The 26,025-nt window shown below is 46.9% G+C and carries 24 protein-coding genes and 1 other RNA gene; 14 read left to right on the top strand and 11 right to left on the bottom strand.

Translation table 11 applies throughout. The features are described 5' to 3' along the window. Positions 1-214: 214 nt before the first annotated feature. Entirely contained in the window at positions 215-2,644 is a 2,430-nt protein-coding gene (locus AC5YB3_RS19775; protein ID WP_494526007.1) for a DNA polymerase II, read from the bottom strand. A 120-nt stretch (positions 2,645-2,764) separates the two neighbouring features. Between AC5YB3_RS19775 and dinG the strand changes: the two genes are divergently transcribed. The 6 genes from dinG to AC5YB3_RS19745 are packed head-to-tail and all read left to right on the top strand — an operon-like array spanning position 2,765 to position 8,241. Beyond that, complete coding sequence (dinG, locus tag AC5YB3_RS19770) at positions 2,765-4,837, top strand: ATP-dependent DNA helicase DinG (protein WP_011846477.1); 2,073 nt, start codon at positions 2,765-2,767, stop codon at positions 4,835-4,837. A 9-nt stretch (positions 4,838-4,846) separates the two neighbouring features. Next, positions 4,847-5,620: a sulfite exporter TauE/SafE family protein gene (locus AC5YB3_RS19765; RefSeq protein WP_006081148.1), complete on the top strand. Its 774-nt coding sequence runs from the start codon at positions 4,847-4,849 to the stop codon at positions 5,618-5,620. Further along, on the top strand, positions 5,611-6,279 hold the full coding sequence (locus AC5YB3_RS19760; protein WP_264175268.1) for a primosomal replication protein: 669 nt from the start codon (positions 5,611-5,613) through the stop codon (positions 6,277-6,279). The genes AC5YB3_RS19765 and AC5YB3_RS19760 overlap by 10 nt, the downstream gene beginning before the upstream one ends. A gap of 10 nt (positions 6,280-6,289) precedes the next feature. Further along, the gene (locus tag AC5YB3_RS19755) at positions 6,290-6,979 is read left to right on the top strand and encodes a DUF2057 domain-containing protein (protein ID WP_494526006.1); all 690 of its coding nucleotides are present in this window, start codon (positions 6,290-6,292) and stop codon (positions 6,977-6,979) included. Positions 6,980-7,008: 29 nt separating this feature from the next. Beyond that, the gene (locus tag AC5YB3_RS19750) at positions 7,009-7,917 is read left to right on the top strand and encodes a histone deacetylase family protein (RefSeq protein WP_494526005.1); all 909 of its coding nucleotides are present in this window, start codon (positions 7,009-7,011) and stop codon (positions 7,915-7,917) included. A gap of 33 nt (positions 7,918-7,950) precedes the next feature. After that, positions 7,951-8,241 (top strand): late competence development ComFB family protein, encoded by a 291-nt coding sequence (locus AC5YB3_RS19745; RefSeq protein ID WP_006081144.1) that lies wholly within the window; start codon positions 7,951-7,953, stop codon positions 8,239-8,241. 219 nt (positions 8,242-8,460) lie between these two features. On the opposite strand, the gene ffs is transcribed toward AC5YB3_RS19745, so the two are convergent. The 8 genes from ffs to pspA all read right to left on the bottom strand — a co-directional run bounded on the left by ffs (position 8,461) and on the right by pspA (position 15,077). Continuing rightward, positions 8,461-8,558: signal recognition particle sRNA small type (ffs, locus tag AC5YB3_RS19740), an RNA gene on the bottom strand. Between the two features lie 294 nt (positions 8,559-8,852). Next, positions 8,853-9,221, bottom strand: coding sequence for a ComEA family DNA-binding protein (locus AC5YB3_RS19735; RefSeq protein WP_494526004.1), 369 nt, complete (start codon positions 9,219-9,221; stop codon positions 8,853-8,855). Between the two features lie 227 nt (positions 9,222-9,448). Beyond that, a complete protein-coding gene (megL, locus tag AC5YB3_RS19730) occupies positions 9,449-10,642 on the bottom strand; it encodes a methionine gamma-lyase (RefSeq protein WP_259563177.1) in 1,194 nt (397 codons plus the stop codon). A gap of 330 nt (positions 10,643-10,972) precedes the next feature. After that, positions 10,973-12,193, bottom strand: a complete 1,221-nt coding sequence (locus AC5YB3_RS19725; RefSeq protein ID WP_494526003.1) for a TIGR01620 family protein — start codon at positions 12,191-12,193, stop codon at positions 10,973-10,975. After that, positions 12,190-13,650 carry a YcjX family GTP-binding protein gene (locus AC5YB3_RS19720; protein ID WP_494526002.1) on the bottom strand — a complete coding sequence of 487 codons (1,461 nt, stop codon included), beginning with the start codon at positions 13,648-13,650 and terminating at the stop codon, positions 12,190-12,192. The genes AC5YB3_RS19725 and AC5YB3_RS19720 overlap by 4 nt, the downstream gene beginning before the upstream one ends. 113 nt (positions 13,651-13,763) lie before the next feature. Further along, positions 13,764-14,150: an envelope stress response membrane protein PspC gene (pspC, locus tag AC5YB3_RS19715; protein WP_006081139.1), complete on the bottom strand. Its 387-nt coding sequence runs from the start codon at positions 14,148-14,150 to the stop codon at positions 13,764-13,766. After that, entirely contained in the window at positions 14,137-14,376 is a 240-nt protein-coding gene (gene pspB, locus AC5YB3_RS19710) for an envelope stress response membrane protein PspB (protein ID WP_006081138.1), read from the bottom strand. The genes pspC and pspB overlap by 14 nt, the downstream gene beginning before the upstream one ends. 17 nt (positions 14,377-14,393) lie before the next feature. Beyond that, positions 14,394-15,077 (bottom strand): phage shock protein PspA, encoded by a 684-nt coding sequence (gene pspA / locus AC5YB3_RS19705; RefSeq protein ID WP_006081137.1) that lies wholly within the window; start codon positions 15,075-15,077, stop codon positions 14,394-14,396. A gap of 177 nt (positions 15,078-15,254) precedes the next feature. On the opposite strand from pspA, the gene pspF reads away from it, so the two are divergent. From pspF to AC5YB3_RS19665, 8 genes are all read left to right on the top strand, one after another. Next, positions 15,255-16,346, top strand: a complete 1,092-nt coding sequence (gene pspF / locus AC5YB3_RS19700) for a phage shock protein operon transcriptional activator (RefSeq protein WP_494526001.1) — start codon at positions 15,255-15,257, stop codon at positions 16,344-16,346. Positions 16,347-16,415: 69 nt separating this feature from the next. Continuing rightward, positions 16,416-18,041 (top strand): ABC transporter substrate-binding protein SapA, encoded by a 1,626-nt coding sequence (sapA, locus tag AC5YB3_RS19695; protein WP_494526000.1) that lies wholly within the window; start codon positions 16,416-16,418, stop codon positions 18,039-18,041. After that, complete coding sequence (locus AC5YB3_RS19690; protein ID WP_006085371.1) at positions 18,041-19,072, top strand: ABC transporter permease; 1,032 nt, start codon at positions 18,041-18,043, stop codon at positions 19,070-19,072. Before sapA ends, AC5YB3_RS19690 begins: the two co-directional genes overlap by 1 nt. Beyond that, the gene (locus AC5YB3_RS19685; protein WP_006081133.1) at positions 19,059-19,949 is read left to right on the top strand and encodes an ABC transporter permease subunit; all 891 of its coding nucleotides are present in this window, start codon (positions 19,059-19,061) and stop codon (positions 19,947-19,949) included. The genes AC5YB3_RS19690 and AC5YB3_RS19685 overlap by 14 nt, the downstream gene beginning before the upstream one ends. Positions 19,950-19,952: 3 nt before the next feature. After that, complete coding sequence (locus AC5YB3_RS19680; protein ID WP_494525999.1) at positions 19,953-20,960, top strand: peptide ABC transporter ATP-binding protein; 1,008 nt, start codon at positions 19,953-19,955, stop codon at positions 20,958-20,960. Continuing rightward, positions 20,941-21,726, top strand: coding sequence for a peptide ABC transporter ATP-binding protein (locus tag AC5YB3_RS19675; RefSeq protein ID WP_106650147.1), 786 nt, complete (start codon positions 20,941-20,943; stop codon positions 21,724-21,726). Before AC5YB3_RS19680 ends, AC5YB3_RS19675 begins: the two co-directional genes overlap by 20 nt. Positions 21,727-21,831: 105 nt before the next feature. Next, positions 21,832-23,034: an enoyl-ACP reductase FabV gene (gene fabV / locus AC5YB3_RS19670; protein ID WP_106650146.1), complete on the top strand. Its 1,203-nt coding sequence runs from the start codon at positions 21,832-21,834 to the stop codon at positions 23,032-23,034. A 138-nt stretch (positions 23,035-23,172) separates the two neighbouring features. Next, positions 23,173-23,385 (top strand): TOBE domain-containing protein, encoded by a 213-nt coding sequence (locus tag AC5YB3_RS19665; RefSeq protein WP_006085368.1) that lies wholly within the window; start codon positions 23,173-23,175, stop codon positions 23,383-23,385. Between the two features lie 189 nt (positions 23,386-23,574). On the opposite strand, the gene AC5YB3_RS19660 is transcribed toward AC5YB3_RS19665, so the two are convergent. Then, positions 23,575-25,440: a SurA N-terminal domain-containing protein gene (locus AC5YB3_RS19660; protein ID WP_494525998.1), complete on the bottom strand. Its 1,866-nt coding sequence runs from the start codon at positions 25,438-25,440 to the stop codon at positions 23,575-23,577. 225 nt (positions 25,441-25,665) lie between these two features. Next, positions 25,666-25,953: a nucleoid-associated protein HU-beta gene (gene hupB / locus AC5YB3_RS19655; RefSeq protein WP_255211589.1), complete on the bottom strand. Its 288-nt coding sequence runs from the start codon at positions 25,951-25,953 to the stop codon at positions 25,666-25,668. Positions 25,954-26,025: the final 72 nt, after the last annotated feature.

Genomic DNA, 26,025 nt, shown 5'->3' with positions numbered 1-26,025 from the left:
AACCTTTTTTTGTTTATGTTCTGCCAACGTCATTCCGTTGTTATATTTCCTTACAATTTCCACTTAAAGGGTAGCAAATTTTCAATATCCCCTCAAAGCGAAACCTAAAGAATATGTCGATTAACATCACAAAAACAAACCAGTTAACCTCTACAAAACAGGTTAAAACGCTACATTCGCCACCTATTGCAACACATAAAGAACATTAAAAACACTATATTAACAGCAACTGCTTTGACGCAATATCCATGTAGTTTAGTTTCATTATCGAAAATACCGGCTCTGCAATAGGGCCAATTTGCTTATCAATGTAGTATTGGTAATCAATTGGTGACGTTCTGTACAGTAAGGGTTCCGGTCCATTTACAGTAATCAGGTAGTCAATTTGCGCCCCACGCTTGCCAAAAGTGGTGTCACCTGTTAAGTCGCATAGTTGCTGGGCGACTTTAACATGTGGTGAAGATTTAGCCGTGTAATCTTCGATATTGCGCCGCATGCGTTTACGAAATACCAAATCATCATCCAACTGGCCATCCAGCAGTTTTTCAAACACGCTGGCTAAATAAATACTGATATCCCTTTGGTTAAACATTCGCTCATAGAGTGACTCTTGGACTTTGCGCGCTAAGGGGCTCCAATCACTCCGCACTTGTTCCATACCTTTAAAGGTGAGCTCAAGTTCATCACTCGCATTGCGCCACGCGCCAACATAACGTTTTTTACTGCCTTCTAATGAACCTCTTAAAGTTGGCATAAAGAACTGCTCGTAATGCCGCTCAAACTGTAACTCGAGAAAACTCTCAACTTGGTGTTCAGCACAGATCTTAGCCTGCCACTTAGCATTGATATCCTGCGCTAGTGTTTTACCTAAAGCGTTAATGTCAGAAAGATCAGGCTCGCAGCCAAGCCAGACAAAGGTCGAATCCGTATCGCCATAAATCACTTGATAGCCCATCTCTTCTATCCATGCGCGGGTTTGTTTCATGATTTGATGGCCGCGCATCGTGATCGAACTTGCCAACTTGGCATCATGGAACACGCAGCCTTGAGAGCCTAAAACCCCATACAGCGAGTTCATGATAATTTTTATCGCCTGGGATAACGGCGCATTGTGCTCACGCTTGGCCTTTTCGCGCTGCTCAGATAGGGTTTGAATTAGCTTAGGTAAAATAGGCTGTTGCCGACTGAAACGGCCGCCAAGAAACCCCGCAACACATTCAGACTCGGGCAACTGCAAGCCTTCAATCAATCCCTTGGGATCGATCAAAAAAGTGCGAATAATGGAGGGATACAAGCTTTTAAAATCGAACACTAAGATGTGTTTATAAAGACCCGGCACAGAATCCATCACGTAGCCGCCAGGACTTTCAATGCCCTGACTCACAGGCTCTGCTGGAGCGACATAACCCGCGCGATGTAAATGTGGTAAATACAAATGATTAAACGCCGCCACCGAAGCCCCTACCCGTCCCAGTTCTAAACCTGTCAGTTCGGCACGCGCGAGGGCAAAATCCCACAATTGAGTGTGAGTAAAAATATCCCACACTAGGCGGCTATCGGTAAGATTGTAATGCGCTAAGGCTTGTTTATCGGTCTTAAACAGCTGGTCAATTTCTTCAACGCGGTTATCGACGTTATGAATGGCCTTGCCTTCACCTAATAATTGCCGCGACACAAATTCCAACGAAAAACGCTCAAAGTGGTAAAAAGCGGCTTTAAGCCAATCGATACCATCGAGTACCACACGGCCCGGTAAGACTAAGGTTTCTGGGCGAAACTTATTGTCAACTTTCCAATCGAGCTTAGCGCCACCGCGGCCAATGGTGAGCGGAATACGGTGTAATAATGCACGGCGTGACAACAGCGCGAGATCGAAACTCACCACTGACCAACCGATAATAAAGTCAGGATCAAACTCATGGAACCACGCGATTAATCGATGGATCAGCGCCGCTTCATCGGCCACCCATTCGATATAATCGGGGGCGTTTGATTCAACTTCGCCCACCATAATCACTTTTTCATAAGTCTGCTTGAGGCTGCCTTGCCCCTCGTCTCGGCCACTGTCTTGACCATATAGCGCCACCGAATAGAGTAAGCCCTCAAAGCTGCATTCAAAATCCAGTGAGATACAGCGTAAATTCACCGCCGTTAAAGGGGCAATACTCTTAGCCCGCTCGGCGATAAACACGGGCAACGAGTTAGCCTCAAGACTGTCGCTATTCGGCGCAGAGAAATGCCCTAAAAATGCCACATCCAGCGCCACAAACCGCTCGATTAAATAACGCTGTTCAGGGCGAATATCCGCTTCAAATAAAGGGATATCGGCATCTTTTGCGATGCGCTGTAAGGTACGTAAGCTGTTGCTCGATTTAGTATAAACGCCACTGACGGCGCCGCCTTTAAAGCTTTTGAGCGCTAACGGCACAAACCGCAATGCTTGACCCGGCGTTTGTAACTGTAAAGCCGCCACATCCGTTTGATGACAAAAACAAATGTGTTCGGTGCCTTGCACTTCCACCAGCACAGGACCTTGGGCGGTCGCCAGATAATACTGCAACACTAAACTCCCATGACGATGAATCGCATGGCGTGTTAAGACTCGACCTTGTACACTAACGGCCGTTGTTGCCTCTGGCTTCATCGCATGGGTTCCCAAATCGTATAGCTACTCAATTTAAATGCCGCCAAATGGCAGAAAAGTTTCTTAGGCTATGCAATCACTGTTATTATGTACAGCATTAATTCGATAAAGTAGTGACGCATGTTACCTGACAATGTAAAAACCCAGATCCGCGCCATCTATAAGGATATCGCTACCGCCTTGCCTCATTTTAGGCCGCGCCGCGAACAAAACTATATGGTGGCGGAAATCTCTAAGACCCTCGCCGGCGACTATGACAAAGATAGACGCATCATAGTGGTCGAAGCAGGGACTGGTATCGGTAAATCATTGTCTTATATTCTCGGTACCATTCCACTGGCATTAGCGAGCAAGAAAAAAGTCTGTATCGCCACCGCGACCGTCGCCCTGCAAGAACAATTACTGCATAAAGACTTGCCCTTCTTCCTTGAGCAATCCGGCTTAAATTTCCGCTTTGGCCTAGTCAAAGGTCGACAACGTTATGTGTGTCTATCGAAACTGGCGATGCTCATTGGTGACGACAACAGTACACAAATGGCCATGTGGCAAACTAAGCCTGACAATAGCCAAGTGGCTATGATGCATGGCCTGTTAAAAGACTATAACGAAGGTCGCTGGAACGGTGAAATCGATACCTTAGCCGTGCCGCTGCCCGATCATCTGTGGCAACAAATCGCCTGCGACAAACACAGCTGTCATCGCCAAGTCGCCAGCCACAGAAATTGCCCGTTCCATAAAGCCCGTGAAGATGTCGATACCTGGGACGTGCTCATCGCCAACCACAGCTTGTTATTTGCCGATTTAGAATTAGGTGGCGGCGTGATTTTGCCCGATCCCGAAGACGTGTTTTATGTTATCGATGAGGCACATCACTTACCCATTGTGGCGCGGGATTTCTCCAGCGCACAGGCCACGCTGAGGGGTGCCTGCGACTGGCTCGAAAAAATTGGCAAAACCTGCGCTAAGTTACAAAACCAAATAAAGAGCAACAACATCATTGCCCCCGCGCAGGCGATGCAAGATCACTTAGGCGATCTTATCGCCCAGCTCAACCAAGTGGCTCACTATTGCGATACCCAGACAAAGCACTTTGCCAATCCTGAAAACCGTCTACGTTTTGAGCACGGCAAACTGCCGGACTCATTACTCATTCTGGCTGAAAACCTTGCAGTGACCTCTAATCTTGCCCTCAAGCAGTTTAATAAAATGCTGTCGCTGTTGGCAGAGGCGATTAAAGATGGCGACATTCCTAAACATCAATCCGAAGCACTATTGGCCGAAACCGGTTTTATGCTGCAAAGGCTCGAGAATCTACAAAAATTGTGGAAGATGATGGCCAAGGAAGATAAACATAAAGGTGCCCCTATGGCGCGCTGGGTCGAGCTAATCACAGGTAAGCAAGTCGATTATCTGTTTAGCGCCTCGCCCATTGAAGTCGGCTTTATGCTGGAATCCATGCTGTGGCAAAAGGCCGCGGGCGTAGTTTTATGTAGCGCCACGCTGCGCGCGCTCAATAACTTCGACCATTTTGTGCATCAAGTGGGGTTATCACTCAACGATGGCAGCCGTTATTTAGCCTTGCAATCGCCCTTCGATTATCCCAATAACGCGACACTTTATTTACCCAAAATGCGTACTGAGCCGACGGATGATGCCTATACGGCAGAACTTGCCGAGCAAATCATTACTCTGATTGAAGGAGAAATGGCCACCTTAGTGTTATTCGCCTCCTACTGGCAGATGGAAAAAGTGGTTGAATTACTTGAAGGTAAACTCACCACAGAACTGCTTATTCAAGGCAATGCGCCACGGCAACAGTTGTTAGAGAATCATAAAGCTAAGTGCGATAAAGGCGAACCGAGCATATTGTTCGGCACCGGCAGTTTCTCTGAAGGCCTCGACTTACCCGGCGATTATCTGACGAACTTGATCGTCACTAAACTGCCCTTTGCGGTGCCAACCTCGCCCGTTGAGCAAGCGCATGCAGAATATGTCAAAGTCAAAGGCGGCAATCCCTTCTTGCAACTGACTATCCCAGATGCTTCACGTAAGCTTATTCAAAGTTGTGGTAGATTACTGCGTAAAGAGCAAGATTATGGCCGAGTCACCATTTTAGATAGGCGGTTAGTTACTAAACGCTATGGCAAGTCCTTGCTGGACGCCTTACCGCCCTTTAGACGTGTCATAGAGTAGGATTAAAATTTGGAATTGTTACTCGAGCCCAGTCATTGGGCCCTGTTGGCAGTTATAGGTCTTATCGCTGGATTCATCGATGCCGTCGTTGGCGGCGGTGGTCTATTGTCGATCCCCGCGCTGTTAACCTTAGGCATTGCACCGCACACCGTATTAGGTACCAATAAGTTAGCCGCCAGTTTTGGCTCTTCAATGGCGGCTTGGACCTATTATCGCCAGCACCTTTTTAAACCCTCATTTTGGTACATGGCCTTTATTGCCACCTTTATTGGCGCCGTATTGGGCAGTTTCTTAGTCTATTTAGTCGATACCCAATGGCTCGAAAAAGTCCTGCCGTTGCTGATCATTGGCATTGCCATTTACAGTTTAGTCAGCCCCAATGCGATATCGGACGTTAACTGCCAAGCCCCAACCAGCAAACCACCCGCCAAGCAACAATGGCTACAGGGACTTGCTTTAGGCACTTATGATGGCTTTGCAGGCCCTGGCATTGGCGCGTTTTGGACTGTCACATCCGGCTCTTTGTATAAACTGCCTTTACTACACAGCTGCGGCCTCGCCCGTGCGATGACCTTCACCAGCAACTTGACCGCATTGACTATCTTTGGCTGGCTTGGGCAGGTAGAGTGGCAAATAGGTTTGTGGATGGGATTGTGCATGATGTTAGGCTCATTTATCGGCGCGCGCTGCGCGATTAAATTTGGCATGCCCTTTATTCGTCCACTGTTTATTTTGATCGTGCTAATGATTGCAGCAAATTTGGCATGGAGCGCATGGTTGTGAACACCCAACAATTATTGGTGATGCTGAAAAATCAGCTCAAAGCGCTAGAGCAAGAAGTACTGCAGCACGATAATCGACTCGCGCCGCCTCAGCGTAAACTCCTGCAAGAAACGGAGCGCTTCAATCATTCGCTATTTGTCCAACACGGCGCCCAACTCGGCCCTTGTATTGAACAAATTCGTAGCAGCATTATACAGCTCGAAAAACAAATTAAGCTCAAACTCGCCCCCCAGACGATTGCCCTCAGCTGTGAGCGGATCCAAGACAGATTCACCGCCGTCAAACGGGCCTTGCTGACGACCTCTATCGACATTAAGTCCAAGACTCAGCAACGTGCCAGTAGCCGCGCCCGTTTTGCTCAGCGTCAGAATCAGTCTCACCAAGCCAGTGGTTTCGATTGGATCGCCAATAACGTGATGCAAAATAGTCACGAGATCTATGAAGAATTGAACAAACACCTGAATTGGGCGAAAAAATTTGAACAAAAAATTGAAGAAATGGAATCAAAACTTGAAAACTGTCATAGTGCTGACAAAATAAAATTGCAAAATGACATCCTTTTGATGCATCGTCGTCTAGGAAAATGCAGGCAAGCTATTAGTTATATAGAAGATCGCATTCAAATATTCGAACGTCCGTATCAGAGTAATAATCGTTAAGGAGTAACAATTGAAATCACTTTTGCCAATCAGCAGCCTGCTAGTATTACTCGGTTCTGCTTCGGCCTTCGCCGCAGATCTCAACATTCCGATGTCATTTGAGTACCTTGCACTCGATGGTAAAAAAGTCGAGTCTAGCGTGTTCAATCATAAAAGCAGCTTAGAATTGACACCTGGTACTCATAAAATCGCCATTCGTTACCATGAGATAGTTGAAGACGATTTTAGCGATAGCCAAACCTTTGTTAAATCAGCCCCTTTCATCGTGACCTTAGACGTTGATGGCGACTATCAATATTACCTCCAAGCCGCCGAAGGCAAAGTCGTTAAAAAGCCAAAAGTTTACGCGCAAAACCCACAAATCAAATTGACCCGTGGCGACAAAGGCGACGTCAATTTCCAAGTGGTGAATACCAATTTAGAAGAAGAAAGCTTTGTCTCTCGCCTTTTCAGTGGTAATCAAGCCGTTGACGTTTCGGGAACTGCCGCAGCAGCAACCGGTGCAGCTGGCGCAGTGGTTGCCGTTGCACCAGTACCCGTGGCAACATCGGCTACCGTTAGCGCGACGTCACTCACAGCTCCTGTAGACACTTCTAAAGCAACAGCTGCCAATCCACAACAAATGTTGCAATACTGGTGGTTACAAGCGGATGAGAAAACACGTAAAGAATTTATGAGCTGGGCAATTTCACAGCTATAACGACTTGCGATAACGAGGTTTAGTCAATATTGACTCTGATCCCACTGGTTTATCACGCCAGCTATTCCAAGCTGGCGCTTCCTCCTCACCACAGATTCCCCACGACCAAGTACACGCATCTGCGGCAGTACTTACTCGATAATCAGCTTGCCACACCAGCCCAGTTCCACACGCCAACGGCGATGACAGCGCAGGATGTAATGCAAGTACATCAACGCGAATACGTAGAGCAGTTTATCGCGGGCACTTTGCCAACAGCGGCGCTCAGGCGGATTGGTTTTCCGTGGAGTGAAGCCTTAGTCGAGCGCACCTTGCATTCTGTGGCAGGCACAACACTCACGGCTTCATTGGCCATTAATCAGGGTATTGGCCTGCACCTAACGGGTGGCTATCATCACGCCCATTACGATTTTGGCAGTGGCTATTGTATTTTCAACGACCTTATCCTCGCAGCCAGAAATGCCATCGCGAGCCAGCAAGTGCACAAGGTACTGATTTTTGATTGCGATGTGCATCAAGGTGACGGTAGTGCGACACTCAGCCAGCGACATCAAGGGATAATCAGTTGCTCGATTCACTGCAAAGAGAACTTCCCGAGTCGTAAGCAGCATTCCCACCATGATATTGAGCTAACCAAAGGCAGCGATGACAATCTGTATCTCGAAACCGTGGAGCAAACACTCGCCCTACTCATTCGCATCCATCAGCCAGATCTCATTCTTTATGATGCTGGGGTCGATATCCATCAAAATGATGAGCTCGGCTTGCTCAATATCAGTCAAGAAGGGCTGTTCAGACGGGATTTAACTGTGTTATCAATGGCAAAATCGGAAAATATTCCAATTGCAGCCGTGATAGGCGGCGGCTATAGCAGAGACGCACTACAATTAAGCCAAAGACACAGCCAACTTTTTATTGCGGCAAACCATTTGTGGTAGCAAACTCAATGAAAACCGTCATGGAGCATAACGATGCAACTCGAAATCCGTAATTACTACGAAGTTCTTTTAATGGAAATATTGTCAGATGAAGGACTTATGGACGAGCTTCCTGAGGACTATCTCGCCGACTTATGTTGTGTGACCTTAAATCAACTGCCAGTGCGCTACATACGCCACCTCGTCGATACCTACTTCTTTGAAGACTATAACGAGCTGCAAGCATTAAAGCGTGAGATCCAAACCGCACTCGAAAAGTCCCGCGCCTTCCTTAAACAAAATCTGCAAAAAAGATTGCAGGAAGAAGCCGAAGCCAATCGTTAATCTCGCTAAGGTCTGACTTTTGAGGGTATTTTAGCCGTTGCAGTGGCAGGAAAGAGGCAAACAATGGATTATCCCATTGCGTATAAAGTATTCACGCTATAAATGATTAACGGCAGAAAACAGAACTAGTCAGTTAGCTACTATATTGAATAAAATAAATTGAGTAAATATAGAGAAGTGAAACGAGAATAAAACAGAGGTATTGCAGAATTGGAGGTTCCCCTAGAGCCGACACCCCGGCACACGAGTCGCTTGCTGCGGTTGCTCCCTTCCGGGCCTGGCCGAGTTCACAAGTTATCATTGCGGGGGGACCCTAGGGTCACCATAACTTCGAGCATTGCTTTGAAAGATATAAACCAAAGCGCTTGCTTGAACGCCGAGGATTATCCCCCATGCCTCCTATGGGATCAAGCGCTAATCGACAAGATCTCTTAATATCCCGCCTAACTGCACAATCTATAAGCAAGTGCAGTGATTGAAATGATAAAAGCCTGCAAATGCAGACTTTTATAGACATTTCCCTGAGTTTCACTGTGTCAAACTTGGCATATTAAAAATTCAACAAGAGTAAAACTCAATACATAATGCAACTCAATCATCGACTGGGATAATTACAACTTAATCAAATGACGATTCTGCTCAATCAACTTAGCCCCAACACCCGAGACATTGGCTAAATCATCAATTGCATTGAACTTACCATTTTTGGTTCGGTAATCGACAATCGCTTGCGCCTTAGCGGCACCTATCCCTTTTAGCACTTGTAACTGCTCGGCTGAAGCCGTATTGATGTTGACTTGAGCAGCATCTGGCATGGCTTTCTTCGCATCCGATGCCATATCGCTCGCCTCAGTTTTGGCCTGAGTCTGCATTTTAGCGGCGGCTTTAGTCGGGGTGTCTGCGGCGATTGCTGGCGTTGTTAAAAAAGCCGTTAATGCCATGGCGCTCATAATAGCGGGTATACATTTGGAGATGTTCATAACTCTTCCTCTATTCCATGAATTGCGGCCTCTCTTCCTACTTCCGTGGCCTCAAATCAAAAATAGTCCATGCTGTTATGAAATACCAAATCGGCGCCACAAATATTCACCCTAGCTAAACTTCGCCTATTAACCCGATGAACCTAAACTTAGCCATAGAAAAAGGGATGCTAAATTGCATCCCTTTTATCATTCAAATAGTTGGTGGTTTAAATTAGTGACACTCGTTAAGCTAAACGCGCTAACGCTTGATTCAAGTCGGCGATAATGTCGTCACAATCTTCTAAGCCAATGGAAATTCGCAGCAGATTATCACCAATGCCAGCCGCTGCTCTCGCCTCTGGCGTGTAGGGAGAGTGCGTCATCGACGCTGGATGTTGAATGAGGGATTCTGCATCGCCTAGACTCACCGCAATAGAGAACAAGCTTAAATGCCCCACAAAGGCCTTAGCCTCCTCTAAATTTGCCGCCAGTTCAAACGCGATCACCCCGCCGGCACGTTTCATCTGCTGACCAATAAATTTATGCCCTTGGTGAGAGGCAAGTCCGGGATAATACACGCGGTTAATACTGGGATGTTCGGCTAAAAATTCGGCCACGCGCTGGGCACTATCGCAATGGCGCTGTAAACGTACATCTAAGGTTTTAAGGCCGCGCAAGATCAGCCAAGCATCGTGTGGCGATATCACAGCGCCAATATCTTTTAAGATTTCATACTTCACTTTATGGAGCTGCTCTTCACTGCCACACACTATCCCCGCAATCACATCACCATGACCATTCAGATATTTAGTCGCACTGTGGATCACCAAATCAATACCAAAATCCAGCGGCCTCTGCAGTAATGGCGTCATAAAAGTATTATCGACAATACTGACCAACTGGTGACGTTTGGCAATAGTCGCAATTGCCGCCAAATCAAACACCTGTAAATGGGGGTTGACTGGGGTTTCACAGAAAATGACCTTAGTATTGGATTTAATCGCCGCTTCTATTTCTGCTACCGATGAAAAGTCCACTAGGGACACTTCAATACCAAAGCGAGCGAACTGAGTCGTCATTAGCGCATAAGTACAACCGTATACGGCATTGGATGCCACTAAGTGATCGCCCATCTGCAAGTTAGCCAGTAATGCGGCGGATACTGCGCCCATACCAGATGCGGTTGCAGCGGCAGCCTCTGCACCTTCTAAAATCGCCATTTTACGTTCAAGCTCGGCGGTTGTCGGATTCCCTAAGCGCGTGTAAATATAACCCGGCTCATTACCCGCAAATCGCTCACCGCCTTGCTGTGCAGACTCAAACACAAAAGTTGCACTTTGATATAGCGGCGTCACTAAGGCGCCAAAGGCCTCACGCTCATGGCCGCCATGAATAACCTGTGTTGCCGCTTTCCACATCTTGCCTGACTCATCTTGCATACCTAGCTCCTTGTAATTGCATTGAACTGATCCCTTCTTGATTGATTGTTCGTTTGGGATGCTCAATGCCTGCGTTATGGACTATTCAATGGATAACATTAGCCCTATCGAATAAGCCCTACCATAACGCGACCAAGCACTTAAGCCAGTAGCATGGCGAAAATAGCAGCGCGCCAAGTGTAATTAACTTGTTACATAGCATTTTTCAGCCGCACTTTGTCATACTCGGTACCTGCAAAAAATCATAAAAAATGCGCTAAGGAACAAGTCCATTAGCGCATCTACTTTCGGCCGATTTAAATCGGTTAATTTTTTGATATTAAATAATATCTACTCTTTAGATTTATCTCTAGCTGACTGAGGTACTTTGTCATCAACATCGGCGAACTGGCCTTTTAATGCGTCGCGGCCTTCCTTGGTAAACAACTTGCCTGAAAACTGCTTCAGTTCGATCAACAATTCCTGATGCACTTTAGACAATTTAGGCCTTTGCTCTTCCCTAAACACAATCGGCCGACACAGCGCCATGGCTTGATATCCAAGGCGCGCAGTTAGCATGCCGCCCCCTAAACCTTGCGCCAAACGAGCAGACAATTTACCTGTCATTTCAACCGATAACAGCTGTGTTCCTAAATCGGTAACTAACTCACTGGTGCCCGCATAAATAATATTAATGATGATACTGCGGATAAGTTTAATCCGGCTCCAATAACCCAGCTCTATGCCATAACAGCGGGCGACATCACGCAGCATACGTTGATTACGCCAAAGGATGATGGCCATATCGAGCACAGCTAACGGACTGGCCGCCAGTAGCACTGCCGACTCAGCCGCATAGCGTCGCACTACTTTTTTGGCCAGTTCATCTCGCTCCGTCAGCACTAAGTCCTCAAATAACAAGACTTTCTCGGCATCATTATGTTCATCTTTTAATGAGCGACGCAGTTGCTGCAAACCTTGGCTGTCGCCATAGTGGCACACTATGTTATCGATAAAACTGTCTGCCTCACCCATTTGCATGCTCTGCGCAAGCCTAGCGCCTGTTTCTTGAGTATCGGCGACCTGTTTGAGTCGCTTCAGTTTACGGTACTCACTAAACGCCCCCGCCAATGCCCACGCACTGACAACCCCAAGCACCACACCATAAAAACTGAACAACCAAGGGCTCTCAAGCCAAGCCCCCCTCAGTCCTAATCCCGTTTGTACCACTACGAGCAGCAATAAACTCGTTACCGCCAGACGAGCGAGCCAAGACCAACGGCGTGATTTTACGAGTTGAGGCGATACCGATTTAGCATCGATCATTTTAGGATGGGTAGACAGCGTTTCATCCATCAATTCCTCAATATCGGCAGCCACTTCTTGCACTGGCGTATGCGGTTCAAAGGCTTTCGCCCCTTTGAGCTCCTCTTTGCTGGGTTTGAGCTCAACAACTTGTGAGTCAAACAGCTGCTGCTTTTTCAGCCGCTTATGTTCAACTGAGTGTGCAAATGAGTTCGCAGAAGAATTAGAAGCCTGCTCATTAGCGTTATCTGATAGCTTTAGCGTCATTCCAACTTATCTCCCAGTAAGTACTGCAGCAAATGATCGAGACGAATATGGTCAAAGTGCACTTGAGATGGGTCAACATTGGCATTGATCGGCGGTGCAAAGCCGACAAAGTTAAACCCTTGGTCACGCCAAAAATCGGGTTCAGGTAAGCGAGTGGGCACTTCGCCTGGAAACAAGGTCAGGGCTTTACCATTGAGTCCCGTCCCCTGCACGACTTCGACCTCGCCCTCTTGGGTCGCTACCATGCCATGGCGAGTCGCTTTGATGGCGCTAATCGCCATCGCCTCCACTTTACAGCCATCGAAACTGGCAAAATGCTGGCTGTGTTTTAACATATCGGTTAACAGGGACAAAACATGGCTCTGCTGATCGCGCGTCACATGGTCAACCTTGCTCGCAGCAAACAATAAACGGTCGATGCGGGGAGAAAATAAACGCCGTAAATAACTCGATTGGCCAAACTGAAAACTTTCCATAATGGCATTGAGCGCCGCGCCCATATCCTCAAATTGCTTTTTACCACGATTCAACGCACTAAAGCAGTCAACTAACACGAGTTGCCGATCAAAACCGGCAAAGTGGTTTTTATAGAAAGGCTTAACCACTTTAGCGACGTATTCTTGATAGCGTTTTTCTAGGACGTGGAATCCACTGTGTTTATCGCTTTGCGAAAGCGCTGCGAACTTTTCATCATTGACCAATAACAGGGGGAAAAAAGCCAATAAGGGAGCGCCCTGCCATTCACCCGGCAATAACATGCGTCCAGGCTGCGCTTGGTAATAACCTTGCACGTGCACTAAATCATTGAGTAATAACTGATATTGATCGGCAATCCGCTTTAATTGCTGCTCATCGGCGCTGACGGCTAAATCTAATGACATCAAAGATTGTTCAAACTCAGCATACAAGGGTGAGCTTTTAAGATTCTCGATGCGAACTTGTTGGGCACGGCACCAAGTAACGAAGTCTTGGCGCAGCATAGGTAAATCGAGTAACCATTCGCCAGGATAATCGACTATGTCTAAATACAAGGTGGCGGTATCAGAAAACTTGGCCAGTAAGCCCTTTTGCGGGCGGTATTTAATCGCCAGTCGTAATTCAGAAATAGTGCGAGTGGAGGCAGGCCAAGTCGCAGGTTCGGAAGTGAGCGCTAACATGGCGCCTTGATAATCAAAACTGGCGATTTCCAGATCCGGCTGCATGGCACGCTTAACCCCGAGCAAACGCTGATCGCGGCTCACCTGCCACAGTGGCAAAGCGCTGTTGTTGCGGGCGTGGGGTAAGGTTGAGACAGGACCAGAATTAAGTAACTGATTGACTAACCCTGTGATAAACGCGGTTTTTCCCGCACCAGAAAGCCCAGTCACGGCCAAACGTAAATGCCGGTCCGCGGTGCGATGTAACAGGGATTGTCCCTTTTGGGTTAATTTATGGAGCGAGGCATCAAGCATTCCCATAGAGACTTCCCTTATGTCGAATGATGTTAACTTATGTCAAGTGATGTTGACTATACACTGGAGTGAAACAGAGATTAAGCAACAAGGGCGGACATGGCCGCCCTTTAGAAGGGTTACAAACTATTGATTTGTCTTTTTAAATCAAAGTTGTCAGAGGTGACGTGACGTTCTAAATTTTGTAGCCTAACTTCTAGGCTTCGAAATTGACGACTCACGTCGCTCAGCGCTTGCTTTGCGGGTTCTCCCGACTGCCACGGCTTCTTCTTCACCTCGATATCGTCTCTATCGTAATGCTTTTGCGGCTTGATGTCTAAAATCACCCATAAAGCGACATAGATGATAAATACCACACCTGAGCCGCCGAGTAAGAAGATAGACACCGCCAGTACTCGCACTAACCAAGTTTCAATCGCAAAGTACTCGGCAATCCCTGCACATACACCCGCTATTTTGCCTGACTGGGGAATGCGGTACAAAGTACGGCCATTAGATCCTCTCATGTTTCCCCCTCCATTCGGGCGATTCTGTATCCAGAATGGCCTCTAAGGTCTCGATACGCGCCGCCATTTTATCGGCCTTGGATATCAAGTCATTGAGTTGTGAAAACTCTTCCTCAGTGAGTCCCTGGCTCACTTGTCGCTTACTGCGATAATGAAGAACTAACCATATTGGCGCGACTATCACCATGAAAATAATAATCGGCGCCATTAGCACGTCCATATCCATAACTCACCTCTGAATTGTTATTCTTTTGACTTAGTTGGCGCTTTACCTTTTACCTTGGCTTTTAGCGCTGCCAGTTCTGCATTCACAGAATCTTCCGCTTCTAGCGCCGCAAACTCATCGGCTAAGGTCTTTTTGCTGCCAAGATCGTAAGATTCAACTTGGGCTTCTAAGCCTTCGACACGGCGCTCATATTGCTCAAACTTGAGCATAGCGTTGTCGATCTTGCTTGAATCTAACTGCTTTTTCACTTCTAAGCGTGATGACGCTGTTTGAGTGCGCAAAATAATGGTCTTTTGGCGCGCTTTTGCATCGAGCAGCTTTTCTTGCAACATACCCACTTCATCTTTCAAACGTGCGATATGTTCATCGATAACAGCTAACTCTTGATTCAGCGTGTCTGCTAAACCGGTCGCTTTTTGTTTTTCAACTAAAGCGGCTTTCGCTAAGTCTTCACGGTCTTTGGACAGTGCTAGTTCAGCCTTATCCTGCCAATCTTGCACTTGCTCTAACACGCGGTTGATACGACGTTGCAGCTCTTTCTTTTCAGCTAACACTTTAGCTGAGGTAGAACGCACTTCAACGAGTGTGTCTTCCATTTCTTGGATAATCAGTCGAACCATTTTTTCTGGGTCTTCGGCTTTATCCAGCAATGCGCTGATATTAGAGTTAATGATATCGGCGAAACGAGAGAAAATTCCCATAATCCTATCCTCAAATTGATGTTGGTCTCGTATAAGGTAATACACTAACCGTGCCAACTTTCACTTCTTATTTAAATACAATAGCTTAAACAAAATATTAACTTTTACTTCCTTTTACGCTTCAAGCCACTTATTATCATTTTCACCAAATTTTAGCGCGAAAGACTAAAAAATATCGTGGATAATAAATTTCAGCAAGACAACCTTATCGGTCAATCCAACGCCCTACTCGAAGTGTTAGAACATGTGTCGCAAATTGCACCGCTGTCTAAACCCGTACTGATTATTGGTGAACGTGGTACAGGTAAAGAGCTTATTGCCGAACGCTTACATTATCTGTCTAAGCGCTGGGATCAAAGTTTTATTAAGCTAAACTGTTCATCTTTGAGTGAAAATTTACTCGAGAGCGAATTATTTGGCCATGAGTCAGGTGCCTTTACTGGCGCCAAAGGCAAACACGAAGGTCGCTTTGAGCGCGCCGACGGCGGCACCTTATTCCTCGACGAATTAGCCAATACCTCAGGACTTATCCAAGAGAAGCTTCTGCGTGTCATTGAATACGGCGAATTTGAACGAGTCGGCGGCAGTAAAACCGTGCAAAGTGATGTTCGTTTAATCTGCGCCGCCAACGAAGATTTACCATCACTTGCTGACGCAGGCGAATTTCGTGCCGACTTGCTCGATAGACTCGCCTTCGATGTGATCACTCTGCCACCGCTGCGTTGCCGCCCAGAAGACATAATGACGCTGGCGGAATACTTCGCCGTTGGCATGGCGCGTCAGTTAAAGCTGCAGCTGTTCAGCGGTTTTAGTGCCCATGCGGTCGAGCAACTAATGACCCACGACTGGCCGGGCAATATCCGAGAACTTAAAAACGTGGTCGAGCGCAGCGTTTATCGTAATGGTGGTGAAAATCGGCCCATCGACCATATCACTCTTGATCCCTTTGCTTCACCCTATCGACCTAAAACTCGGATCAAGACCCGCGAACGTCAAATCACCTCAGTCGCGCCAACAACCGTTGCCAGTACGCCGCAATATGCGCCGATACTTGAGGCTGAAGTACCCGTCAATACTGAGTCTTCGGTGAATAGCTTTAATTTTCCGCTGGATTTTAAAGAGCAAACTGAGAAGTTTGAGATGGATCTGATCCAACAGGCGCTCTCAAGCAGCCAATACAACCAAAAGAAAACCGCCGACATGCTCGGATTAAGCTACCACCAACTGCGTGGCATCCTTAAAAAATACAATTTACTTGATAAAGCATAAGCAGATTGCCCATGGGGGAGATGCACTGCTAAAATAGCCGTTCATAGTCGATAAAATAATGATTTATAAATGAGTGTGCTAATTAGACGCCTGTGCCTAACAACTGCAGTTTCTTGCATGAGTTGGTTGTTGGTCGCGTGTGGCCCCCAACGACTCCCTTCCGGTTTGGTGTATTGCTCCGAAGGGAACCCTGAGTCTTTTAATCCACAATTGGTGACGTCTGGCACGACAATCGATGCCACCTCGCACCAAATTTATAGTCGCTTAGTGGATTATGATACCCAGTCAGGCAAGCTTGTCCCTGCCTTGGCGACGAGTTGGGCTATGTCCGATGATGGCTTAAGCTATCGCTTCACCCTCAGGGAAAACGTGCAGTTCCAGCATTCGAAGCGGTTTACCCCAACACGGCCCTTCAATGCCGACGATGTGTTGTTCTCCTTTAAGCGTATTATCGATACCCAGCATCCTTATCATTTTGTCTCCCGCACGGGTTATCCCTTCTTCCAAAGTATTGGCTTTTCTGAACAAGTTAAAGGGATAGAAAAGATAAACGATCATGAAGTGGTCTTTTATTTGACCCGCAAAGACGCTTCATTTCTGTCAAATCTGGCCACCGACTTTGCGGTGATTTTATCCGATGAATATGCGCAGCAGCAGTTAGCCTTGGGTCATCCTGAAAACGTCGACCACTTTGCCATTGGCACTGGGCCGTTCACCTTAGTGCAATACGCAAAAAACGAATATATTCGCTATCACCGTCATCCTGACTTTTGGGGCGAACCAGCAAAAATTGATATGCTCGTATTTGATATCACGCCAAAAAGTACCGTCAGACTCGCGAAACTGATCGCGGGGGATTGCAGTGTATCTGCGCTGCCCAAAGCGGGTGAGCTGCCCGTTATCAAGCAACATGAAGAATTGAATATTGAGTCACAACCTGGACTCAACGTAGCATTTTGGGCCTTTAATACGCAAAAGCCGCCACTGAATGACGTCCGAGTGCGCCGCGCACTGGCCTATGCGGTCGATAAACAAAATATCCTGCGGGCGGTTTATCAAAATACCGCCATTGAAGCCACAGGCGTTCTGCCGCCAGCGTCTTGGGCCTACGACAATAACAAAGGGCTTGTGGATTACAATCCGCAAAAAGCGCGCGATCTATTAAAAGAAGCAGGCATTAAAAATCTCAGTATCGATATTTGGGCTATGCCAGTTGCCCGCGCCTATAACCCCAATGCGTTAAAAACGGCTGAATTAATTCAATCGGATCTGGCCAACATAGGCGTGAAAGTGAACATCGTCAGTTACGACTGGAGCGTGTTTAGTCAGCGGCTCAGCCGCGACGACTATGATTCAGTGTTAATTGGCTGGAATGCTGATAACAGTGATCCCGATAACTTCTTTACTCCACTGCTGAGCTGCGCCGCAATGCAGTCGAACAACAATCGTTCGCGCTGGTGTAACCCTGAGTTTGATGCCATCTTAGATAACGCAAGAGAAGTGTCAGATCAGGGCGAACGTAAAGTCATTTATCAACAAGCAGAAGCCTTTTTAGCTGAACAAGTGCCTATGCTGAGTCTGGCCCATGCCAAGCGTGTGGCGTTAACTCGCCATGATGTCAAAGACATGCAACTCACGCCTTTTGGTGGCATTTCCTTCGCCCACACTAGCCAAGCACAAGAGGAGGCGAATTAATGTTTAAATACCTACTGCGCCGCCTCAATTTGTTTCTTGCCACCTCGTTAGTCATGGTGGGTGTCTTATTTTACGCCACGGGCTTATTTCCGGTGGATCGCACCCACGCACTCACTGGCATACATACACCTACGGCGAGCCAACTGGTTCAAATCGAGCAGGACTACAAATTAGATAAAAACCAAGCGTGGCAATTTATCGCTTATCTACAACAAAGGCTTAGCGGTAATTTAGGCATTTCAGTCACCTCACATCAAGAAGTGGCTGAAGAACTCAGCGCTGTCCTACCCGCCTCCTTCGAGCTTGCTGTGATGGCGGCCATTATCGCAATTTGCTTTGGTGTGCCCTTAGGCGTGCTTGCTTCCCAGAGCCAACATAAGCTCACCCAAAATACCATTATGGCGATCACGCTAACGGGCTACTCTGTGCCCGTGTTCTGGTTAGGTCTTTATCTTTCGCTCTGGTTTGGTGTCGATCTCGGTTGGTTACCTATTTCTGGCCAAATCAATTTGTTATATGAAATCAAACCTGTCACTGGCTTTATGTTGGTAGATACCCTGTTGTCAGAGTCTGAATACGGCATGTCGGCATTTAAAGATGCGCTGCTGCACATCATTTTGCCTGCCACAACACTCGCAGTGTTACCTTTTACTGTGGTGGTTCGCAGCACCCGTTCGGCGATGATGAATGTAATGAATCAAACCTTTATCCGCGCCGCCGAAGCCAGAGGCATGCATACCGGGACTATTATACTGCGCCACGCCCTACCTAACGCCTTGATCCCCGTGCTGAAACATTTAGGGTTAATGCTTGGCTCATTTGCCAGTTATGCCATAGTGGTCGAAATGATTTTCTCTTGGCCTGGCGTGGGTTCTTGGCTGGTTTCAGGGATTTACCAACGGGACTACACTGTCATCCAAGGTGGTATTTTGGCCGTAGCCCTATTAATTATCTTCCTAAGTATCTTGATTGAAGTGCTGCATACAGTCTTTAATCCACTGAGCAGAAAAGACCTTTATGCCACCAGTTAAAATTTATCAAGAAGATCAGATTGCCTCCCCGACTATGCGGGTTTGGCTTAACTTTTCGGCTAATCCTTTCGCCTTGGCAGGTCTATGGACGATTGCTTTCCTGCTCTTGCTAACGCTATTTGGTCCTATGATTGCGCCCTTCCCACCAGAGGCACAAGATCCCAGAGCCTTGCTATTGCCCCCCTCGTGGGACCCTTCAGGCACAGTAGCGCACTTTTTAGGAACAGACGATTTAGGCCGCGATATCTTCAGCCGATTATTACACGGCGCACACTTGACCTTTGGTATGGCGCTGCTGATCGTCGTCACCGCATTATTCACAGGCTTTATCATAGGGTCACTGTCCGGCATGATGCGGGGCTTAAAATCCAGTATCCTCGGGCACTTACTCGATGCGCTGTTATCCATTCCCTCATTATTGATGGCCATTTTAGTGGTGGCGGTAATGGGGCCAGGACTTGAAAATGTGTTCTGGGCCGTCGGGATAGCGTTAACCCCGCAATTTGTGCGCTCGATACACCAATCAGTGCATGAAGAGTTGCAAAAAGAATACGTCACAGCGGCGCGTTTAGATGGCGCGAACTCAATGCAAATTTTTTGGTATGTCATCATGCCAAACGTGTGGGAAGTGGTGATCATTCAAACCACACTTGCCATTTCGGCCGCCATTTTAGATATCGCAGCCCTCGGTTTTTTAAGCTTGGGGGCGCAGGCACCAAGCCCTGAATGGGGCGCTATGGTCGCCCAAGGTATGGATAATTTATTAACGGCGCCTTGGGCTGTAACTATCCCGGGCTTAGCGATTCTTTTCAGTGTGCTTTCCATTAACTTGGTTGGCGATGGCCTACGGTCGGCGCTTGCGCCCATCAGAAACTAACTTATGCCTTTACTCGACGTACGAAATCTCACGATTGAACTCGATACGCCCCACGGTAGAGTGCGGGCGCTCGAAAAAGTCAGCTTAACGCTCAATGCCGGCGAAATTCATGGCCTAGTCGGTGAGTCAGGCTCTGGACGAAGTTTATTAGCCAGAGCGATTCTTGGGATCCCAGGTCCCAACTGGACCATCACAGCCGATCGCATGATGTGGGATGGCAATAACTTGATGGCCATGAGCTCAAAAGAGCGCCGCAATCTGATGGGTTCAGACATGGCGATGATCTTCCAAGATCCATCGGGCAGCTTAGATCCGGCGCAAACCGTCGGCAGTCAGCTGATGCAAGCTATGCCTAAGAATCCCAACGCCTATTTTTGGCAACGGCGTCGACATGAACGGCTGACGGCACAAAAGTGGCTACATAAAGTCGGGATCAAGAATCCGAGGCAGGTAATGTCTAGCTACGCCTGGGAATTATCCGAAGGCGAATGCCAAAAGGTGATGATTGCGATGGCGGTTGCTAATCAGCCTCGCCTCTTGATTGCCGATGAACCCACAAGCTCGATGGAGCTCAGCACTCAAGCGCAGATATTCAGATTATTATCTCAATTAAATCAATTACAAAACGTATCGATTCTATTGATCAGCCATGAGCTTGAAACCTTAGCCCAATGGTGCGATCACTTATCCGTGCTCTATTGCGGTCAGGTTATGGAATCGGGGCCGACGGACGAAGTGATTAAGCAGCCTTATCATCCTTACACTAAGGCGCTGCTTGATAACATGCCCGACTATTCAGGCTCAGGTGGCCACAAGGCGATTATGCCTACCCTTCCAGGGTCTGCGCCCGCCTTACAGCATTTGCCAATCGGTTGCCGCTTAGGGCCTCGTTGCCCTGAAGCCCAAAAAAAATGCGTTAATCAGCCAAATTTAAGTCATATTAAAGACCGCTATTTTGCCTGTCATTTCCCTTATCACGGCGAAACCCACAATGACGACCCCACTGCTTAAAGTTAACGATCTTTATAAAAGATACGATACCGGTTATAGGGGCTTTTCCCGCCAATATAACGATGCACTAGCGCCTGTATCCTTCGAGCTCCAGCGCGGCGAAACCTTAGCCATAGTAGGTGAAGCAGGGTCGGGTAAAAGTACCCTCGCCCGCATTTTAGTCGGCGCTGAGCCCCGCAGTGGCGGCGAGATTTTTTTCGAAGGTGAAGCCTTAGACAGCCGCGATATTAAACAAAGATGCCGCTTAATTCGGATGATTTTCCAAGATCCCAATACCTCACTGAACCCGCGTTTGACAATAGGTCAATTGCTCGATGAGCCGCTGCGGTTTAATACCCAAATGTCGGCGCAATCGCGACACACCCAAGTGGTCGATACGCTACGCAAAGTGGGGTTATTACCTGAGCATGCAGAGTTTTATCCGCACATGATTTCCGAAGGCCAAAAGCAACGCGTTGCGGTAGCGCGGGCCCTAATGCTTAACCCTAAAATTATCATTGCCGATGAAGCTTTGACCGCGCTTGACCTGTCAGTACGCTCACAAATTCTCAATTTGCTGCTGAAACTGCAAAAAGACCTCGGCTTGTCTTATATCTTCGTATCCCATAATCTCAATATTATTCGCCATGTTAGCGATAAAATCATGGTGCTGCACAAAGGTGTTATGGTCGAGAAAGCGCCTACAGAACAGATATTTAACTCGCCGCAACATGAATATACCCAGAGGTTGATCCAGGAGCAGAGTCTATTTGTTCACAAACGTTAAACTGCTCCAACCACTTAAATAATCAGGTGAATTGGCTAAAAATAGGTGCCATTTACCCGCCGAAATATTTATCCTATTGGTCATTTTGATAGAAGAAGCTTAAACATGATTATCAAACCAAAAATTCGTGGATTCATTTGTACCACTACACACCCAGTCGGTTGTGAAGCCAACGTTCAAGAACAAATCACGCTAACCAAAGCTAAAGGTAAAATCGCTAACGGCCCGAAAAAGGTATTAGTGGTTGGCTCATCAAGCGGTTACGGTCTGTCTTCACGTATTGCCGCCGCTTTCGGTAGTGATGCCGCAACGATTGGCGTGTTCTTCGAAAAGCCAGGTACTGAAACGAAACCAGGTACTGCGGGTTGGTACAACTCTGCCGCTTTCGACAAATTTGCTAAAGCTGAAGGCCTATATTCTAAGAGCATTAACTGCGATGCCTTTAGCCATGAAGCAAAACAAAAGGTGATCGAACTTATTAAGCAAGATCTCGGTGAAATCGACATGGTCGTTTACTCACTGGCATCACCTGTGCGCAAACTGCCCGATTCTGGTGAACTTATTCGTTCTGCGCTAAAACCAATCGGTGAAACTTACACCGCGACTGCGGTTGATACCAATAAAGACTGCATCATTGAAGCCACCGTTGAGCCAGCAACTGAGCAAGAAATTGCCGATACAGTAACGGTTATGGGCGGCGAAGATTGGGAACTGTGGATCAAAGCCTTATCTGAAGCCGGTGTATTAGCGGATAACTGCAAAACCGTAGCCTATAGCTACATCGGTACTGAACTGACGTGGCCAATCTACTGGCACGGCGCCCTTGGCAAAGCCAAGATGGATTTAGACCGTGCAGCAAAAGCCTTAAATGAGCAATTGTCAGTCACTGGCGGCAGCGCTAACGTTGCGGTACTGAAGAGCGTTGTGACTCAAGCGAGTTCGGCTATTCCAGTTATGCCTTTGTATATCGCTATGGTATTCAAGAAAATGCGTCAGGAAGGGCTCCATGAAGGTTGTATGGAGCAAATTTACCGCATGTTCAGCGAGCGTCTATTCCGCGCCGATGGTGCTAAGCCAGAAACTGACAGCGACAACCGCATCCGTTTAGACGATTGGGAACTGCGTGAAGATATTCAGCAACACTGCCGTAATTTGTGGCCACAAGTGACCACAGAAAACTTGTCAGAATTAACGGATTACCGTGAATACAAAGCTGAATTTATTAAATTATTCGGCTTTGGTATCGAAGGTATTGATTACGATGCCGACGTTAACCCATACGTTGAATTTGACGTTATCGAACTCTAATCAACTCGATAGCGAATCACTGCTTATCACAAACGTTAAACGCCACTTTTTAGTGGCGTTTTTATTTATAACTCCCAGATTAAGATGCGCTACACTAGCTGCAGTTGACCCCTAATAATCCCTCAATAAGGAAAATCAATGAAAATTAGCGCAAGAAACACCCTCAGCGGTACGATCAAATCCATAGAAATGGGCGCGGTAAACAATGAAGTGACGATCGAACTTGCACCCGGAGTGGTATTGACCTCTGTGGTGACTAAAGCGTCCTGTGAGCGCCTAGGTCTTAAAGTGGGGGATTCGGCTTATGCACTTATCAAAGCCAGCAGCGTGATGATAGGCGTTGATGATTAGCACGACTGTAACGTCGCGCTTGATGTTATGGCGTATTGAGTCTGACTGTGTTGCTGTAACTTATTCACTGCACAATCATCGACATACTTCATCGCATTGAAAAACAAAAAGGCCAAGTGAAATCACTTGGCCTTTTTAATCGAAGTTTACAAGTAGGATAACCAGTTCAACGCGCTATCCTCGCTTAAATCATTCTTCTACAGGGTAAAGCACCTTGGCATTGGCTTTAAGTGAATCTATCAAGCCACGGTAGTCTGCTTCACTGTATTGTGCGTTCAGGCGTTGTTTAAGTGCATTAACCAGCTCATCACTCACACCTTCAGCTGCGTTGACTTTATCTAGCGCAACCACGGCATAACCATTTGCTAAACCCACGGTATCGACAACAGGAGAAGTACTTGGTGTTGGCATTTGGAACGCTTTGCCTACAATCGCAGCATCAACATCTTGCGCGCCGCGGCCTAGTTTCGCTTTAGCCACTAAACCAAGATCCGTTGCACCGGCTTTAACTTGTGCCATCAGCTCTTGTGCTTTCGCACGGGCAGCTTCGTTTGCTTGATCTTGCTTCAAACGTTCTGTGATATTGGCTTTCACTTCCGCTAAGGCCAAAGTGCCCGCATCGTGATGTTCCTTCACACGAACCACCACCACGTGGTTAGGTTCAAGCTCAATCACTTCACTGTTTAACCCTTTTAGCATAACAGTTTCAGAGAACGCAGCTTTAACTAAGTCTGGCTTGTTCAGCGCAGCAGGAACGTTATCGCGAGAGAACAGTGGAGTCGTCTTAATATCGACGCCCACAGCTTTAGCGGTTTCAGATAACGTATCTGGCACTTCATAGCTAGTATCAGCTAATTTGCTTTGTAAGCTGTAGAACTGATCAACCGCTTTCTTATCTTGCAATTGCGCTACTATCTTAGCTTTCACATCAGCAAAGGGTACAGTCACACCAGGTTGCACATCTAATAGCTTGATAATGTGGAAACCAAAGTCAGTTTTAACCACAGCAGAATGTTGGCCTTTGTTCAATGCAAATAATGCAGCATTGAAAGCGGGGTCCATCACGCCTGGTTCAAACCAATCCAGTTTACCGCCCTGCTCTGCACTCAAGGTATCGTCAGAGTTCGCTTTAGCCAGATCAGCAAAATCGGCACCGCTGTCTAATTGCTTAGCTAAATCTTCAGCCTTGGCTTTTGCAGCCGCTTCATCGCTACCTGGCATAACCAGAATGTGTGCGGCAAGACGCTTCTCATTAGACACATATTGCGCTTTATGTTCTTCGTAATAAGCTTGCGCTTCTTCGTCTGAAACTGGGTTATTTCTAGCAAAATCAGCTGCATTCAGCTCAACATATTCTAAGCTCACCATTTCAGGGCTCATAAACTGCCCTTGGTTTGCGTCGTAATAGTTTTTCACTTGCTCGTCAGTCACAACCGCTGTCGCTAAGAATGGCGCAGAATCAACGACTAAATAACGCACATCGCGAGTTTGGCCTTGTAACTCAGCTAACTGCTTAGCTTCACCTGCTAACACAAATTCAGTACCAACTAGCGCAGCTGTTAACTGACGACGGGTCATATCGACACGCATCATGTCTCTAAACGCCTGTGGTTGATAACCTAACTGACGTAGAATCGCTTGATAACGGTCGTTATCAAATTTGCCATCAGTTTGGAATGCGGGTTCAGTTTTAACAGCTGCAATAATCTGTTCGTCAGATACTCGCAAACCCATTGCCGTAGCCGCTTGATCTATCAATTTGTCAGCGACTAAGCGCTCTAATACGCTCTGCTTAATGCTTTGTAGATATTTTTCGTCAGCAGATAACGCAGCAAACATCTCACCTAGCTGTTGCTCCATACGAGAGCGCTCGCTTTGGTAAGCCTGCTCAAGCTCGGCTTTAGTGATTATGTCACCGTTCACTTCTGCTGCAGGCACATCAGTTGTAGAACCTAAGTAACTGCTGACTCCTGCAAATGCAAAAGATAAAATCACAAGTACGAGAATGCCTTTAGCAATCACGCCTTGCGAACCATCGCGGATCTTTTCTAACATCAGATTTCTCGCTTGTTGCGATTAACAAAATAAAAAGGCGCATCAGTTTGAGATGCGCCTTTCTGTAATTTATGGGGAATATTCAGACGCTACCACTGGTAAATTCTAAAACCCCGAGTAATGGTAGAAATTAAGCTTCATATTCCATTACTTTCAATTCGTAAAAAGCACTGATAAACAGTGCTTGTCATTACGAATGCCTTACAAAGGCTACGATATTAATGATTAATTAACAGCGTCTTTCAGTGCTTTACCAGCTTTGAATGCTGGAATTTTAGCTGCTGCGATTTTGATTTCTTCACCCGTTTGTGGGTTGCGACCAGTACGCTCAGCGCGTTCACGCACTTCAAAAGTACCAAAACCAACAAGAGAAATTTTATCACCTTCTTTCAGACCTTCGGTCACAGCAGCGATAAAAGAATCCAGTGCACGGCCGGCAGCGGCTTTAGAAATGTCAGCACCAGATGCGATTTTCTCGATTAGTTCAGATTTGTTCATGTCATCCCCTTGAATGTAATTTTTTTGCGCCGCAACCAAATCCGTCTCTAGAGCGGTCTGCGGAGGCTTTTATAACAAGCTTGAATT

It is taken from the genome of Shewanella sp. 1311 (genome assembly GCF_059338235.1).
Note: the sequence above shows the minus strand (reverse complement) of the source record. Positions and strands in the feature narration are given on the sequence as shown.

Bases quoted from the DNA above. Each gene is read 5' to 3' on its own strand.
- AC5YB3_RS19775 (WP_494526007.1), bottom strand. From the start codon at position 2,644: ATGAAGCCAGAGGCAACAACGGCCGTTAGTGTACAAGGTCGAGTCTTA.
- dinG (WP_011846477.1), top strand. From the start codon at position 2,765: ATGTTACCTGACAATGTAAAAACCCAGATCCGCGCCATCTATAAGGAT.
- AC5YB3_RS19760 (WP_264175268.1), top strand. From the start codon at position 5,611: ATGGTTGTGAACACCCAACAATTATTGGTGATGCTGAAAAATCAGCTC.
- AC5YB3_RS19745 (WP_006081144.1), top strand. From the start codon at position 7,951: ATGCAACTCGAAATCCGTAATTACTACGAAGTTCTTTTAATGGAAATA.
- AC5YB3_RS19735 (WP_494526004.1), bottom strand. From the start codon at position 9,221: ATGAACATCTCCAAATGTATACCCGCTATTATGAGCGCCATGGCATTA.
- megL (WP_259563177.1), bottom strand. From the start codon at position 10,642: ATGCAAGATGAGTCAGGCAAGATGTGGAAAGCGGCAACACAGGTTATT.
- AC5YB3_RS19725 (WP_494526003.1), bottom strand. From the start codon at position 12,193: ATGACGCTAAAGCTATCAGATAACGCTAATGAGCAGGCTTCTAATTCT.
- AC5YB3_RS19720 (WP_494526002.1), bottom strand. From the start codon at position 13,650: ATGGGAATGCTTGATGCCTCGCTCCATAAATTAACCCAAAAGGGACAA.
- pspC (WP_006081139.1), bottom strand. From the start codon at position 14,150: ATGAGAGGATCTAATGGCCGTACTTTGTACCGCATTCCCCAGTCAGGC.
- pspB (WP_006081138.1), bottom strand. From the start codon at position 14,376: ATGGATATGGACGTGCTAATGGCGCCGATTATTATTTTCATGGTGATA.
- pspA (WP_006081137.1), bottom strand. From the start codon at position 15,077: ATGGGAATTTTCTCTCGTTTCGCCGATATCATTAACTCTAATATCAGC.
- sapA (WP_494526000.1), top strand. From the start codon at position 16,416: ATGAGTGTGCTAATTAGACGCCTGTGCCTAACAACTGCAGTTTCTTGC.
- AC5YB3_RS19690 (WP_006085371.1), top strand. From the start codon at position 18,041: ATGTTTAAATACCTACTGCGCCGCCTCAATTTGTTTCTTGCCACCTCG.
- AC5YB3_RS19685 (WP_006081133.1), top strand. From the start codon at position 19,059: ATGCCACCAGTTAAAATTTATCAAGAAGATCAGATTGCCTCCCCGACT.
- AC5YB3_RS19680 (WP_494525999.1), top strand. From the start codon at position 19,953: ATGCCTTTACTCGACGTACGAAATCTCACGATTGAACTCGATACGCCC.
- AC5YB3_RS19675 (WP_106650147.1), top strand. From the start codon at position 20,941: ATGACGACCCCACTGCTTAAAGTTAACGATCTTTATAAAAGATACGAT.
- fabV (WP_106650146.1), top strand. From the start codon at position 21,832: ATGATTATCAAACCAAAAATTCGTGGATTCATTTGTACCACTACACAC.
- AC5YB3_RS19665 (WP_006085368.1), top strand. From the start codon at position 23,173: ATGAAAATTAGCGCAAGAAACACCCTCAGCGGTACGATCAAATCCATA.
- AC5YB3_RS19660 (WP_494525998.1), bottom strand. From the start codon at position 25,440: ATGTTAGAAAAGATCCGCGATGGTTCGCAAGGCGTGATTGCTAAAGGC.